The organism is Ruegeria sp. HKCCD6119, assembly GCF_013110585.1.
In the GTDB taxonomy this organism is placed as follows: Bacteria; Pseudomonadota; Alphaproteobacteria; order Rhodobacterales; family Rhodobacteraceae; genus Ruegeria.
Genome location: NZ_WVQV01000014.1, coordinates 31,365 through 44,696, shown reverse-complemented (window position 1 = coordinate 44,696; position 13,332 = coordinate 31,365). Strand labels below are relative to the sequence as shown.

The 13,332-nt window shown below is 58.7% G+C and carries 17 protein-coding genes; 9 read left to right on the top strand and 8 right to left on the bottom strand.

All coding sequences use genetic code 11. The features are described from left to right. The first annotated feature begins 176 nt into the window (after window positions 1-176). The 4 genes from GS611_RS19420 (at window position 177) to GS611_RS19405 (ending at window position 1,831) form a co-directional block, all read left to right on the top strand. Window positions 177-539, top strand: coding sequence for a RidA family protein (locus GS611_RS19420; RefSeq protein ID WP_171638182.1), 363 nt, complete (start codon window positions 177-179; stop codon window positions 537-539). Between the two features lie 79 nt (window positions 540-618). Then, complete coding sequence (locus GS611_RS19415; RefSeq protein ID WP_152457346.1) at window positions 619-1,002, top strand: NADH:ubiquinone oxidoreductase subunit NDUFA12; 384 nt, start codon at window positions 619-621, stop codon at window positions 1,000-1,002. Between the two features lie 11 nt (window positions 1,003-1,013). Beyond that, window positions 1,014-1,466, top strand: coding sequence for an outer membrane lipid asymmetry maintenance protein MlaD (gene mlaD, locus GS611_RS19410; protein WP_171638180.1), 453 nt, complete (start codon window positions 1,014-1,016; stop codon window positions 1,464-1,466). After that, window positions 1,463-1,831, top strand: coding sequence for a DUF2155 domain-containing protein (locus tag GS611_RS19405; RefSeq protein WP_171638178.1), 369 nt, complete (start codon window positions 1,463-1,465; stop codon window positions 1,829-1,831). Before mlaD ends, GS611_RS19405 begins: the two co-directional genes overlap by 4 nt. Here GS611_RS19405 and aat read toward each other — a convergent pair. From aat to GS611_RS19385, 4 genes are all read right to left on the bottom strand, one after another. Then, on the bottom strand, window positions 1,786-2,418 hold the full coding sequence (gene aat / locus GS611_RS19400) for a leucyl/phenylalanyl-tRNA--protein transferase (protein WP_216598347.1): 633 nt from the start codon (window positions 2,416-2,418) through the stop codon (window positions 1,786-1,788). The genes GS611_RS19405 and aat overlap by 46 nt on opposite strands. Window positions 2,419-2,466: 48 nt before the next feature. Then, window positions 2,467-3,816 carry an acetyl-CoA carboxylase biotin carboxylase subunit gene (gene accC / locus GS611_RS19395; protein WP_171638176.1) on the bottom strand — a complete coding sequence of 450 codons (1,350 nt, stop codon included), beginning with the start codon at window positions 3,814-3,816 and terminating at the stop codon, window positions 2,467-2,469. 9 nt (window positions 3,817-3,825) lie between these two features. After that, complete coding sequence (gene accB, locus GS611_RS19390; RefSeq protein WP_171638174.1) at window positions 3,826-4,320, bottom strand: acetyl-CoA carboxylase biotin carboxyl carrier protein; 495 nt, start codon at window positions 4,318-4,320, stop codon at window positions 3,826-3,828. Window positions 4,321-4,471: 151 nt separating this feature from the next. After that, window positions 4,472-5,008 (bottom strand): LuxR C-terminal-related transcriptional regulator, encoded by a 537-nt coding sequence (locus GS611_RS19385; RefSeq protein ID WP_152457352.1) that lies wholly within the window; start codon window positions 5,006-5,008, stop codon window positions 4,472-4,474. A gap of 189 nt (window positions 5,009-5,197) precedes the next feature. Here GS611_RS19385 and GS611_RS19380 point away from each other — a divergent pair, with 189 nt between their 5' ends. The 5 genes from GS611_RS19380 to GS611_RS19360 all read left to right on the top strand — a co-directional run bounded on the left by GS611_RS19380 (window position 5,198) and on the right by GS611_RS19360 (window position 11,113). Next, the gene (locus tag GS611_RS19380; RefSeq protein WP_171638172.1) at window positions 5,198-6,490 is read left to right on the top strand and encodes a helix-turn-helix domain-containing protein; all 1,293 of its coding nucleotides are present in this window, start codon (window positions 5,198-5,200) and stop codon (window positions 6,488-6,490) included. 78 nt (window positions 6,491-6,568) lie between these two features. Then, complete coding sequence (locus GS611_RS19375; protein WP_152457354.1) at window positions 6,569-6,949, top strand: response regulator transcription factor; 381 nt, start codon at window positions 6,569-6,571, stop codon at window positions 6,947-6,949. After that, window positions 6,946-7,254, top strand: a complete 309-nt coding sequence (locus GS611_RS19370) for a hypothetical protein (RefSeq protein WP_245218138.1) — start codon at window positions 6,946-6,948, stop codon at window positions 7,252-7,254. The genes GS611_RS19375 and GS611_RS19370 overlap by 4 nt, the downstream gene beginning before the upstream one ends. Further along, window positions 7,254-9,932 carry a sensor histidine kinase gene (locus GS611_RS19365; RefSeq protein WP_171638170.1) on the top strand — a complete coding sequence of 893 codons (2,679 nt, stop codon included), beginning with the start codon at window positions 7,254-7,256 and terminating at the stop codon, window positions 9,930-9,932. The genes GS611_RS19370 and GS611_RS19365 overlap by 1 nt, the downstream gene beginning before the upstream one ends. A 77-nt stretch (window positions 9,933-10,009) precedes the next feature. Then, a complete protein-coding gene (locus tag GS611_RS19360; RefSeq protein ID WP_171638168.1) occupies window positions 10,010-11,113 on the top strand; it encodes a FliM/FliN family flagellar motor C-terminal domain-containing protein in 1,104 nt (367 codons plus the stop codon). Between the two features lie 3 nt (window positions 11,114-11,116). Here the strand turns inward: GS611_RS19360 and GS611_RS19355 are convergent, their stop codons facing one another. The 4 genes from GS611_RS19355 to GS611_RS19340 are packed head-to-tail and all read right to left on the bottom strand — an operon-like array spanning window position 11,117 to window position 13,316. Next, on the bottom strand, window positions 11,117-11,548 hold the full coding sequence (locus GS611_RS19355) for a TIGR01244 family sulfur transferase (RefSeq protein WP_171638166.1): 432 nt from the start codon (window positions 11,546-11,548) through the stop codon (window positions 11,117-11,119). Between the two features lie 9 nt (window positions 11,549-11,557). Beyond that, entirely contained in the window at window positions 11,558-11,989 is a 432-nt protein-coding gene (locus tag GS611_RS19350; RefSeq protein ID WP_152457358.1) for a DUF6691 family protein, read from the bottom strand. After that, complete coding sequence (locus GS611_RS19345) at window positions 11,989-12,417, bottom strand: YeeE/YedE family protein (RefSeq protein ID WP_171638164.1); 429 nt, start codon at window positions 12,415-12,417, stop codon at window positions 11,989-11,991. The genes GS611_RS19350 and GS611_RS19345 overlap by 1 nt, the downstream gene beginning before the upstream one ends. A 35-nt stretch (window positions 12,418-12,452) precedes the next feature. Continuing rightward, window positions 12,453-13,316, bottom strand: a complete 864-nt coding sequence (locus GS611_RS19340) for an MBL fold metallo-hydrolase (RefSeq protein WP_171638162.1) — start codon at window positions 13,314-13,316, stop codon at window positions 12,453-12,455. Window positions 13,317-13,332 lie beyond the last annotated feature (16 nt).

Genomic DNA, 13,332 nt, shown 5'->3' with positions numbered 1-13,332 from the left:
GACGGTGGGACTTCACTTGAACCGGTTCAGGGGGCTCTGCCCCCGCTGCCCTTCGGGCATCCCCCCGGGATATTTTTAGCCAGATGAAGCTGTGGATCCGTCGCTCGCACGCGAAGTCATGCGTGGTCAGGCGGCGGAAGCTTAAGCAAGTTTTCGAACATCAAAGGTGACGGATTATGGCAGTGCAGCGCATTTCTTCGGGTGGTGAGTTCGAAGCCATGGTCGGGTACTGCCGCGCAGTGGTTGCGGGCGGCTGGGTTCATGTCGCCGGGACCGTCGGGCAGGGCGAGGACGTGGTGGCGCAATGCCGGTCTGCGCTGGACATCATCGGCAAGGCGCTGGCTGAGGCAGGCGCAGGCTTTGACGATGTGGTTCGGGTCACCTACATGTTGCCGGACCGCAACGAGTTTGAGCCGTGCTGGCCGATCCTGGCCGAGACTTTTGGCGCCAATCCACCGGCTGCGACGATGATCGAATGCGGTTTGATTGATCCGAAATACAGGATTGAGATCGAAGTGACCGCCTTTTTGCCGGAGTGACGCAGGTGGTATCAGGGGCACTGGACCTTGGCGGGCCTTTGGTCCATACCTTTCTTCGACGAAATGCCGGAGGCACCCGATGGGAATCCTGAACAGTCTTTTGCGAGCCGTGACCTGGTGGAATGGGTCAACTTTGAACACTCAGATCTACACTGCACGCAAGGGCGTGAAAGTGGGCGAAGACAATGAAGGCAACGTGTTTTACCGCAATGCTGATGACAGCAAGCGTTGGGTTATCTTCAATGGCGAGGCCGAAGCCAGCCGGGTTGATCCTGAATGGCATGGTTGGTTGCATCGCACTTGGGACGAGCCTCCGACAGATAAACCGCTGCCGCATAAATCCTGGGAAAAACCACATCAGGAAAACCTGACCGGCACCGCGCTGGCCTATGCTCCTGCCGGATCTCTGCGTCGCGCGGAACCGGTTGAACGTAAGGACTATGAGGCCTGGAGCCCGGAATAAACGAGGCGATAATGTCGACCCATAACTGGACCGAAGTTCTTGTCGGCGGCGTCGTATTGGCCGGTGCCGTTGCATTTGGTGTCTATGCCAGCCAATCGACGGGCTTGTCGCAAGGTGCCGCTGGATATGAACTGGGCGCGTCTTTCAGATCTCTGGAGGGGGTGGGTGTCGGTACGGATGTGCGCCTTGCGGGCGTCAAGATCGGGACCGTGACGGGCGTCACCCTGAACCCGGATACCTACCGCGCTGACACGACTTTCACGATTGCAGACGGCATTCTGGTGCCTGACGACAGTGCCATTGTCATTTCCTCAGAAGGTTTGCTGGGGGGCAATTTTGTCGAGGTGATGCCAGGTGGGTCGCCATTCTACTTTGATCCCGGCGACGAGATCGAGGATACGCAGGGCGCGGTCAGCCTGATTTCGCTGCTGGTCAAGTTCGTAGCCGGAGACGGCAGCGAATGATACGCGCCACGATTCTTGCCTTGTTGCTGGCCGCCACAGGTGCGGCCGCGCAGCAGAAAGTTCAATCTGGGCCCGGGGCAATGCTGCGGGGCCTGGACAAGGTGAACGGCCAGACTGTCGATGTTGAATTGCAGACCGGCGCGACGGCAGCGATTTTTGGGCTGGATGTTGCCTTGGGAGATTGCCGTTTTCCCGTTGACAATCCAACGGGTGACGCATTCGCATATCTGACCATCTGGGAGAGTGGGAAGGCCGATCAGCTGTTTGACGGTTGGATGATCGCAACCTCCCCTGCATTGAATGCGCTGGATCACGCGCGTTATGACGTTTGGGTCATACGGTGTATCACACCCGCCGCCGACTGATTCAGCGGTGCCGAGAAATCGGCGCTGTGGTTCAAGGCCTTTTCCAGCTCTTTCTTGTAGGCGCCGCGCGGAATTTCGATTGCGCCCAAAGAGGCCAGGTGCGCTGTCAGAAACTGCGTGTCAAACAGACGGAACCCGGTTTGCCTCAGGCGGTCCACAAGATAGGCGAGGGCGATCTTCGAGGCGTCTTTGCGTCTTGAAAACATGCTTTCGCCGAAGAATGCTGTGCCCAGGGTCACACCATAGACGCCGCCCACCAGCGTGTTGTTTTCCCAGACTTCCAGTGAATGCGCATACCCTGTTTGGTGCAGCTGGCGGTACAGGTCATGAAGTTCGGCGTTGATCCAGGTATCTGCTCTGTCGGCGCACCCGTCGACGACGCCGGAAAAGTCCTGGTCGATCGAGATATCGAACCCGCAGTTTCGGATACGGCGCGCCAGGCTTCGAGAAATGTGGAAACTGTCCAATGGAAAGACGCCGCGAAACTTGGGATCCACCCAAAACAGGTCGGGGTCATCGCGATGCTCGGCCATCGGAAAGATACCGATGGAATAGCCATGCAACAAAAGTTCGGGGGACAGGCTCATGTCAGGTATGAGGCAACCGGAGGGCAGGCGCCCTCCGGTCCTTGGTGACTATTGTTCCATGTTCTCCGCAAGCCAGCGCTCCAGCCAGTGGATGTTGTAGTCGCCGCTGTGCAGATCGGGTTCCTGCAGCAGTGCGTGGAACAGAGGGACCGTGGTATCGATACCGTCGACAATCAATTCCCCCAGTGCGCGTTCCAGTCGGGCCAGCGCTTCGGCCCGGTCACGACCCTGCACGATCAGCTTGGCGATCAGAGAGTCATAATAGGGTGGAATCGAATACCCGTCATAGAGAGCCGAGTCCATTCGAACACCAAGGCCCCCCGGCGCGTGATAGGCCGTGATCTTGCCGGGGCAGGGTGAAAATTTCGGAAGCTTTTCAGCGTTGATCCGAACCTCGATGGCGTGGCCGTTGATTTCCAGATCGTCCTGACCGAACGACATCGGTTCACCCGCTGCGACAAGGATTTGTTCGCGCACCAGATCGACGCCAAAGATACCTTCGGTGACCGGATGTTCCACCTGAAGGCGGGTGTTCATTTCGATGAAATAGAACTCGCCATTTTCGTAGAGGAACTCGATGGTGCCGGCGCCGATATAATTGATTTTCGCGACCGCATCCGCGCAGATCTTGCCGATCCTGGCGCGTTCTTCGGGTGTGATGCAGGGGCCCGGGGCCTCTTCGAACACCTTCTGGTGGCGCCGCTGAAGCGAACAATCCCGTTCGCCCAGATGAACAGCCTTGCCTTTCCCGTCGCCAAACACCTGAATTTCGATGTGGCGCGGCGTGGTCAGGTATTTCTCGATATAGACTTCGTCATTGCCAAAGGCGGCCTTGCCCTCGGCCCGCGCAGTCATGAAGGCGCTTTCCATTTCGTCAGCGTTCATCGCAACTTTCATACCGCGACCGCCGCCGCCTGCGGTAGCCTTGATGATGACCGGATAGCCGAATTCCTCACCGATCTTCTTGGCCGTCGCAAGATCAGGCACGCCGCCGTCTGATCCCGGCACGCAAGGCACTCCCAGCGCCTTCATCGTGTCCTTGGCAGTGATCTTGTCGCCCATGACGCGGATGTGTTCTGCGGTGGGGCCGATGAACGTGATGTCGTGATCTTCGACGATCTGCACGAACTCGGCATTCTCGGACAGGAAGCCATAGCCAGGGTGGATCGCCTGCGCACCGGTGATTTCACAGGCCGATATGATCGCGGGCACGGACAGGTAACTCTGGGGGCTGGGCGGGGGGCCGATGCAGACCGATTCGTCCGCCATGCGCACATGCATTGCGTCGCTATCCGCGGTGGAGTGGACGGCAACCGTCTTAATCCCCATCTCGCGGGCAGCGCGGATGACGCGCAGGGCGATCTCGCCTCGGTTGGCAATCAGGATCTTGTCGAACATGGGCCCGCCTTACTCGATGATGACCAGAGGTGTGCCAAACTCCACAGCGTCGCCATCGCCGACCAGAACACGCTTGATCGTGCCCGACTTGGGCGCGTGGATGTGGTTCATGGTCTTCATCGCTTCGACGATCAGCAGCGTGTCGCCTTCGGAAACGGAAGCGCCGACCGAGATAAATGCGGGCGCGCCGGGCTCGGGCTGCATGTAGACGGTTCCAACCATGGGAGAGGTCACAGCACCAGGGTGGCTGGCCGGATCTTCCTGAGCGGCAGGGGCTTCGGCCACGGCAGGCGCAGCCGCAGCGGCAGGAGCTGGTGCTGCCGCAGGCACGGCAACCTGAACTGGTGCAGCTGCGGCCTGTGTCATGCGGCTTACGCGCACGTTCAGGCTGTCTTCCTCGCCATATTCGCGCTTGACCTGCAATTCGGTCAGGTCATTGTCACGCAGCAACTCGGCCAGAGCCTTGATGAATGCCACATCCGCTTCGTGTTTGGTGTCTGTCATGAGTGTCCTCGACGGTTCCCCTTTGGCCCGTCTGTTTCTTGCGGGCTCTGATCAAATTACGCAGGGTTATAGGCTAAGCGGCGGTGCATGAAAAGCGCCGACTCGCACCATCACAGGCGGGAATCCCGCATAATTTAAAGGGGCGGACAGGTTACAGAGGCATCCCTGACAATTTGGCGACAAGCTCGGACAGTTTGCGGGCGCCGAATTTCTCAAGCAGACGGGCGCGATAGGCTTCGATTGTGCGGTAACTCAGGCCCAGTTCAGCACCGATTTCCTTGGCGGACAGGCCACGGCAGGACAGGATCGCCACTTCGCGTTCTCGAACGGTCAATTCGACAAGGGGACGTTCTTCCGAGATGTCGGAAAAGCTCCAGATTCCATGGCGGAACGGGTCATCGGGCGTCAAAGAGCGGCCACGGGCGCGGCACCAGAACAGATCACCATTGCGGCGCCGCATGACGCGTTCATCCGTGTAGTACCCGGTGTCTCGCATCACTTGCAGGCTGCGTTCCCCGATCCTCTCCCAATCCGCGACCGAGGGATAGAGATGCAACAGCGGCATATTGCGGTAATCGGCCTCTTCCCCGCCGAAAGTGCGGGCAAATTGCAGATTGCAGCGTCTGATGATCCGGTTTTCCAGTTCAACAAGCCCGATCGGTGCATATTCAAAGGCGGGGTCACTCATCCGCTTATCGTGCCGGGAAACCACGCGGAATTGAAGGGGAGATGCGGTTTCTTGTGGCCATTGATGCGCATTGGCGGCTGCCGCTTTTGTTAAGGTTGTAAATATGGTTTGAAAATACCTCGGTAAACCAGCGAAACACATGATATGTTCTGAAAAAAGTGGCTGAAGCCTGGTCAGGAGAATACGATCATGCGTGATATGTTGACGGGAAGCCGTATTCGGGAAAGACGGCAGATTGCCGGGCTTCGGCAGGCGGAACTTGCCCGCCTTGCCGGGATATCCGCGTCCTACCTGAACCTGATCGAACATAACCGCCGCCGGATCGGTGGCAAATTGCTGGTGGATATAGCGTCAGCGCTTTCCGTCGAACCCTCTGTCCTGACACAGGGGATCGAGGCAACCCTCGTGTCGGCCTTGCGGGAAGCGGCGGATGACGCCGTCGGGCAGCAGGCCGAAGTGGACGGGCTGGAGGAATTTGCCGGGCGCTTTCCCGGATGGGCCGGGGTTCTTGCTCAGATGCACCGCCGGGTTGTTTCGCTTGAGCGGAATGTCGAGATCTTGTCGGACCGGCTGACTCATGACCCGCATCTTGCGGCATCAATGCACGAAGTGCTGTCAACGGCGGCGGCGATTCGTTCAACAGCGGCAATTCTTGCAGACACAGAGGACATCGAAGCAGAGTGGCGGGAACGGTTTCACAAAAACCTGCACCAGGATGCAGAGCGGCTGGCCGGGAGTTCAAAGGCACTTGTAACCTTTTTGGACGAAAGCGACTCGTCAATTGATCCGCGCGGTGTTCCGCTTGAAGAGGTCGAAGCGTTCTTCGAATCCCGCAGGTACAGTTTTCCGGAATTGGAACAGGGCGAGGACGTGGATGCCGTTGATCTGAGCAGTCTCAACACGTCGGCTGCCCGAACTGTGGCGCGTGAAGTTCTGAAGATGTATCGCGATGATGCAATCGCTTTGCCCCTGGATGCGCTTCGATCGAGCCTGCAAAAAGGCGACACGGATCCCATTGCGTTGGCTTATCGCTTTTCCGTGGACGTCGCCACCGTTCTGCGTCGATTGGCGTTCATACCTGATGACGTGTTACCGCAGCCGGTTGGCATGGTGCTGTGCGATGCATCCGGCAGCATATTGTTCATCAAGCCGATCCCGGGCTTTGCTTTGGCGCGGCACGGTGAGGTTTGCCCGCTGTGGCCGTTGTTCACGGCTTTGAGCCGCCCACTTGTTCCGGTGCGCAAGCAGGTTGTCCAGATGGGGCGGACCCCGGCTGAATTCGAATGCTTCGCCTATGCTTGGCCTTATGCGGTATTGGGGTATGATCAGGATCCCGTTTATCGCTCGGTTATGCTGGTCCGTTCGGGCAACGAGGCGGCAGGTGCCGCTCCGGTCACGCAAGTCGGGCCAAACTGCCGCGTCTGTCCCAGCAATGCTTGCAAGGCCCGCCGCGAACCGTCGATTTTGAGCGAAGGCTTTTGACACTTTCCCGACAGAAGGCTTAATCTGGCGGGGACCGATCTGAGGATGGAGGAACGGTCTTGGGGAGGAACTGAAAATATGAGCCGTAAGGTTCTGTTAATCGAGGACGAGCCGAACATTGCCGAAGCAATCCGGTTTCTGCTGACCCGCGAGGGATGGCAGGTAGACACGCATGGCGATGGCACGGATGCGGTTCAGGTGATTCAGAGGGCACAGCCCGATCTGGTCATTCTGGACGTCATGCTGCCGGGCAAGAGTGGCATGGATATCCTGCGGGACATCCGAGAGATGGAAGAGCTGGCAGGTTTGCCGGTTTTGATGCTGACGGCGCGCGGTCAATCGCGCGACAGGGAAATGGCGGAAAACGCTGGTGTCAGCCGTTTCATGACCAAACCGTTTTCCAATGCCGAAGTTCTGACGGCTGTGCGCGATCTTCACGCGCAGGCGACGCGAATATGATGTCTGGCGAGGGCAAAAAGGGCGCACCACAGGGCGCACGCCCCTCGCTTTTTCTCGAACGTCAAAGCTATCGCCGACGTAGGCTGGCGGATGCGGCGCGGCTGCTGCCGTTCTTGGGGGCGGCTCTGCTGGCGCTTCCGCTATTGTGGCCCGATCAGCCCGGCAAGGGCGAGGCTGTCCCCTTGTCTTCAGCAATGTATTACATCTTTGTCTGCTGGGGCGCTCTGATCGTGGTTGGGTTGGTTTTTGGAATTGCCGCTCGCCGTTTGGGCGTGCGCGAGGATCAAGACGCGGACGCTGAGTGATGGCAACCATTAACACGCTGATCCTGGTCTGCCTTGGCTATGTCATCTTCTTGTTCGCCGTGGCTTTCGCCGCCGATCGGATGGCTGCGGCAGGGCGGGGCAAGTGGCTGCGCTCGCCCCTGATCTATACCTTGTCGCTGTCGATCTATTGCACGGCATGGACGTTCTATGGTGCGGTGGGCAATGCCGCGCGGTCCGGGTTGGAGTTTGTAACGATTTACCTTGGCCCAACCCTGGTGATGGTCAGTTGGTGGTGGGGACTGCGCAAACTGGTGAGGGTCGGGCGCAGTCAGCGGGTGACCTCTATCGCGGACCTGTTGTCATCGCGCTATGGCAAGTCGAACACGCTTGCCGTGTGTGTTACCATTCTTGCCGTGCTTGGCGGAACACCCTACATCGCGCTCCAGTTGCAATCAATCACCTTGTCCTTTTCGATTTTTGCCGAAGCCGATTCATCGGGTCTGTACCGCGAAGGGTCCAGTGTATTCTGGATGGCAGCGGGGCTTGCGGTGTTCGCAATTCTTTTCGGCACGCGCAATCTGGACGTGAACGAGCGCCACCACGGTGTGGTCACCGCCATTGCAGTGGAGGCCGTTGTCAAATTGTTTGCTCTTATCGCCGTGGGCGTTTTCGTGGTGTGGGGCATTGCCGGTGGCGTTGGCCCGATGATGGATAGGATAGATGCCTCGGAAATCGGAGAGTGGAACGTCGATGCCGGGCGCTGGACGACTTTCATATTCCTGTCCGCCGCGGCCTTTATCTGCCTGCCGCGCATGTTTCAGGTTATGGTGGTCGAAAATGATGACGAAAGCCATCTGCGAACCGCCGCCTGGGCGTTTCCGCTCTATCTGCTTTTGATGAGCCTTTTTGTCGTGCCAATTGCCGTCGTTGGTCTGGACCTGTTGCCAGAAGGGGCCAATCCCGATCTGTTCGTGCTGACGGTGCCGCTGTCGCAGGGCAATGACTGGTTGGCCATGCTGTCCTTTATCGGCGGGTTTTCGTCCGCAACGTCGATGGTCATCGTCAGCGCAATGGCCTTGTCTACGATGGTCTCGAACCATGTGGTCATGCCCATTTGGTTGAACACGCATGAGGGTACGGGCTCGGTCTCGGGCGATGTGCGCAGCATCGTTCTGGTTGCGCGCCGCGTGTCCATCGCCGTGATCATGGCGTTGGGTTACTTTTACTATCGGTTGTCCGGTGGGGGTGCGGCACTGGCCTCGATCGGATTGATTGCCTTTGCCGGAATTTCACAGATTCTGCCTGCTTTGGTCGGGGGATTGTTCTGGCGCGGAGCAACCCGGACAGGGGCGCTGGTCGGGTTGAGCGTCGGTTTCGCACTTTGGATTTATACGCTTTTGTTGCCAGGTATGGGCGCGCCGTGGATGCCGGAGGCCGTCATGCAGAATGGGCTGTTCGGCCTTGCTTGGTTGCGTCCTCATGCCCTGTTCGGGATCGAAGGGATCGATCCGATGGTCCATACCGTGATGTGGTCCCTGTCCCTGAACACCATTGCCTTTTGCATAGCGTCCCTTCTGAGCTTTCCCAGCCCTTTGGAGCGTTTGCAGGGTGCGCAATTCGTCAATGTTTTCGACCACTCGGTTTCACCTGGTGGCTGGTCCGGCTCGGTTGCGCAAAGCGAAGACCTGATGATCATGACACAGCGTATTCTGGGCACCGCGCCAGCGCAGGAGTTCTTTCAGGCAGAGGCTGAAAAACAGGGCGGCCGGTCGCATATGCCGGAACCGACCCCGGGTTTCCTGAACCGGCTGGAGCGAGAGTTGAGCGGGTCGGTTGGCACCGCCACGGCGCATGCGATGATTGCCCAAATCGTCGGAGGGTCTTCAGTTTCCGTAGAAGATCTGCTGGCGGTGGCGGATGAATCGGCGCAGCTTCTGGAGTATTCGGGGAAGTTGGAAGAGAAGTCGTCGGAATTGTCCCGTACGGCGCGCCAATTGCGCGAAGCAAACACCAAGCTTACGCAGATTTCCGAACAAAAAGACAGCTTCCTGAGCCAGGTCAGTCACGAGTTGCGCACGCCGATGACCTCGATCCGGGCGTTTTCCGAGATCATGCGGGATACAGAGGGGCTGAGCCGTGAGGAACAGACCCGTTATGCCGCAATCATTCACGATGAGGCCTTGCGCCTGACCCGGCTTCTCGACGATCTGCTGGACCTGAGCGTGCTGGAAAACGGGCAGGTCAATCTGAACCTCAGCGATGACAGTTTGCGTTCGGTTCTGGACCGGGCGGTGTCCAGCGCGCTGGCCGGAGCAGAGCGGAAAATCACGGTTCGCCGGACTCTTACGGCCGAGCGAATGTCCCTGCATACGGATCTGGACCGGTTGGGGCAGGTGTTCATCAACCTGATCTCGAACGCGCAGAAATACTGTGACGCGGAAGAACCGGTATTGGTCATTTCAGCCCACGACGTCGGCGGCAGGGTCATCATAGATTTCATCGACAACGGCAGCGGCATTCCACCCGGCGCGCGTTCGATGGTGTTCGAGAAATTTGCTCGTGTCGGGGTCGACAAGGCAGGGGGCGCAGGTCTGGGTTTGGCCATTTGCCGTGAGATCATGCAACGGTTGGGCGGTGAGATCACATATTTGCCCGGGCAGGGCGGTGCGGCGTTCCGGGTCAGCTTGCCTTTGGCTTTCCAGCAGGCCGCGCAATGACACGGCCATAAAGAACTTCGTAACGCTCGGCAGGGTAAATCAATACCAGTTATTGAAGCAACTGGTGATCGGGCGCCATGTCACAAACCGTCAGCGCTGCTTTGGCGCGCAAACTGTCTGTTGGACGAAAAGATCTGGGCGATCGCCCGCGTTCGGTTTTGCGGGCGCTGCGCTTGGGGTTTGCGCAGGCAGCAAGTGATCGATTGAACCTTCCCCTGGCTGTCATCGGGGCAAAACAGGCCAGTCGCAGGCAGGATGACATGGCGGAATCAGTCGCTCAGGATTGGCTTATGTTGGTGTTTGACGGGCCGGAGGGGCGCGCAGGGATTTGCCTGAGCCCGCATGTGGTGTCCGCCATTGTGCAAACCCAAACCATCGGTGAAATACTGCCCGGTGATCCGGCCCCAAGGGCCTTTACGGATACGGACGCCGCCATGGTGGTGCCATTCATCGAAACCGCTCTGACCTTGACTGCCGGCTCAATAGACGCTGCGGCCGAGCAGGTCTGCCTGACGGGATACGAGTTCGCGGCACGTACGAAAGATTCGCGCGGCTTGTCGTTGGCCATGACAGAAGATGAATACCGCGTCTTCGATCTGACGGTTGATCTGGCCGGCGGGGCGCAGCAGGGACAGATCTCGATCTTTCTTCCAGAGCATCTTGCCACGCCGGAAAAGGCAGAGGAGGTCACGGATCCGGCCGGTCCCCGGCTTGAGCAGGCATCGGGTGTTGTTCGGGCGGAACTGAACGCCGTCTTGTGCCGGATGTCGCTGCCACTGTCCGATCTGTCAGAGATTCAACCTGGATGTGTTTTGCCATTGCGCGGGGCGCGTCTGGACAGAACTGAGATATTGACCATCGACCGAAGGCCAACGGGTATTGGTCGCCTTGGTCAATGTGGCGGGTTGCGCGCCGTTCGGTTGAACGAACATTCGACCCTGCCCGCCTTGTCGGGGGACGAAGCGCAGGAGTTTATCGAAAGCCGAGGGAGAATGCAGCCGCACGATGACCTGGTCGAACCGGTTTCCGGCGCGGTGGATGTCATGCCTCCGGAAATTGAGGGCGCGGGTTTGGATCTGACGGACAACGATCTGTCACTGAACGATTCCGAGCGGATGGTCGCAGAGATTTCGCAACTGGCTGGCCTTGACGCAGCCGACAGAAATTCCGACGCAGAATAGGGTTTAGTCTGCCTGGCTGCGAAAATGCTCTAGTGCAGGGCGCAGGTTTTCCAGTTGATATCCGGCATTTGTCGTGGCGGCCAGAATGTCGTCCGTGCTCATGCGGTCGCATTGACCAAGGGCCCAGACCACCGAACACCGAGTGCCCGAGGCGCAATAAGCCAGAACCGGGCCATCGCAGCTTTCTGCCAGGTCACGCTGCTGCTTTGCAATCTCGGGCGTCATGGTCTGGTGGGTCAGCTCCAACACCTCGTAGTCCATGCCTGCCGCACGGACGGCTTCACCGATCGCGTCGGATTGCATGATCGCTGGAACCTCAACATCGGGCCGGTTGCAGATCACCTTGACGAAGCCTGCCTCGGCAATTTCCGGGACGTCTTCTACCGTGATCTGCGGTGAGACAGCATAGCGGGGCGTGATCGGTCGAATCTCCATGCCAAATCCTTAGGCCGCGTTTGCGGCTCTGTCCAGTTGCGCCCCCAGCGTTGGCGCGATGAACATGCCTGCAACCATCGCGATCAGGAAGACCAGGCCACCCAAACCACCATAGGTCAGCGAGGCCATCGCCGGTCCCGGGCAAAGCCCGGCCAAGCCCCAGCCCATTCCGAACAGGACGGAACCAATGATGAGCCTGCGATCAACCTCGGACCTCGGAGGAGGTGGAAAATCGCCTCCGGTCAAGGCCTTGCGCCCAGAGGTCAGCCTCCAGGCTACAAGCATCGGCAGGATGGCGCCGCCCATCACAAAGGCCAGGGTCGGGTCCCAGTTTCCGAAAACATCCAACCATCCCTGAACCTTGGTCGTGTCCGTCATGCCCGAAATCAACAATCCAGCACCGAACAGCGATCCTGCGAGCAAAGCAATCAAAAGGCGCATCAGATCAATCCCCAAACATGGCGCAGCAGAACGAGGGTCATTCCGCCGGCAAGAATATAGAATACGGTGGCCACGATGCCGCGCAGAGAAAATCGCGAGATGCCACACACCCCGTGACCCGACGTGCAGCCATTGGCGATACGCGTTCCCACACCGACCAGAAGCCCGGCCACAACAACAAGGCCCAGATTGCTGGTGAGATGCGTTTGGGCCTCGGGGGCGATCAGTGGCCGCAGCAGAAGCGGCATTCCGATCAACCCGGCGATGAAGGCCAGACGTTCAGCTTTGGTGTCGCCGGCCTCACCATCGACAAGGCCACCCAAAATGCCGCTTGCACCCATGATCCTGCCATTTCCAAGCAGGTACACTGCTCCGCCCAGGCCAATCAGCAGGCCACCGTACAGCCCCCAGATCCACTCGATGTTCATGTGGGTTTATCCTTTTTTGATTGATTTGACTTGCGTCAGATTTTGTTCACCGGCAGCTTCAGGAATACATCGCCTTGCTCATCAGCAGGCGGCATTTGCCCCGCCCGCATGTTGACCTGCAAAGAGGGCAGGATCAGGCGCGGCATGGCAAGGGTGGCGTCCCTTGCGTCGCGCATTTCCACGAATTCTTCGATGCTGCGTCCTTGTCCGATATGGACGTTCAGCGCTTTCTGTTCGCCTACCGTCGTTTCCCAGGCGTATTCATCGCGGCCCGGCGCTTTGTAGTCGTGCCCGACAAAGATGCGCGTTTCGTCCGGCAGCGACAGGATTTTTTGGATCGATTCAAACAATGTGGCTGAGGAGCCTCCGGGAAAATCGCAGCGGGCCGTGCCGAAATCCGGCATGAACAGCGTGTCGCCCACAAAGGCGGCGTCGCCTATCACATAGGTCAGGCAGGCCGGGGTATGGCCCGGGGTATGGAGAACATCGCCGCGCATCTGCCCAATGTGAAAACTGTCCCCCTCCGAGAACAAGGCGTCGAACTGGCTGCCATCGCGCTGGAACTCGGTTCCTTCATTGAAGACTTTGCCGAACGTGTCCTGCACGGTGACGATCTGAGCGCCAATTCCAATTTTGCCGCCCAGTTCCTGTTGCAGGTAGGGGGCCGCAGACAGGTGATCGGCGTGAACGTGGCTTTCCAGAATCCATTCGACCTTTAGATCGCGCGCGCGCACAAAGTCGATGATTGCGTCAGCCGATTTTGTCTCTGTGCGCCCCGAAGCATGATCGAAATCCAGAACACTGTCGATGATGGCGCAGGCACGCCCTTGCGGTTCATGAACAACATAGGACACCGTGAAGGTTTGATCGTCAAAAAACGCTTTCACTGCGGGTGTCATGATTTCCTCCGTATCG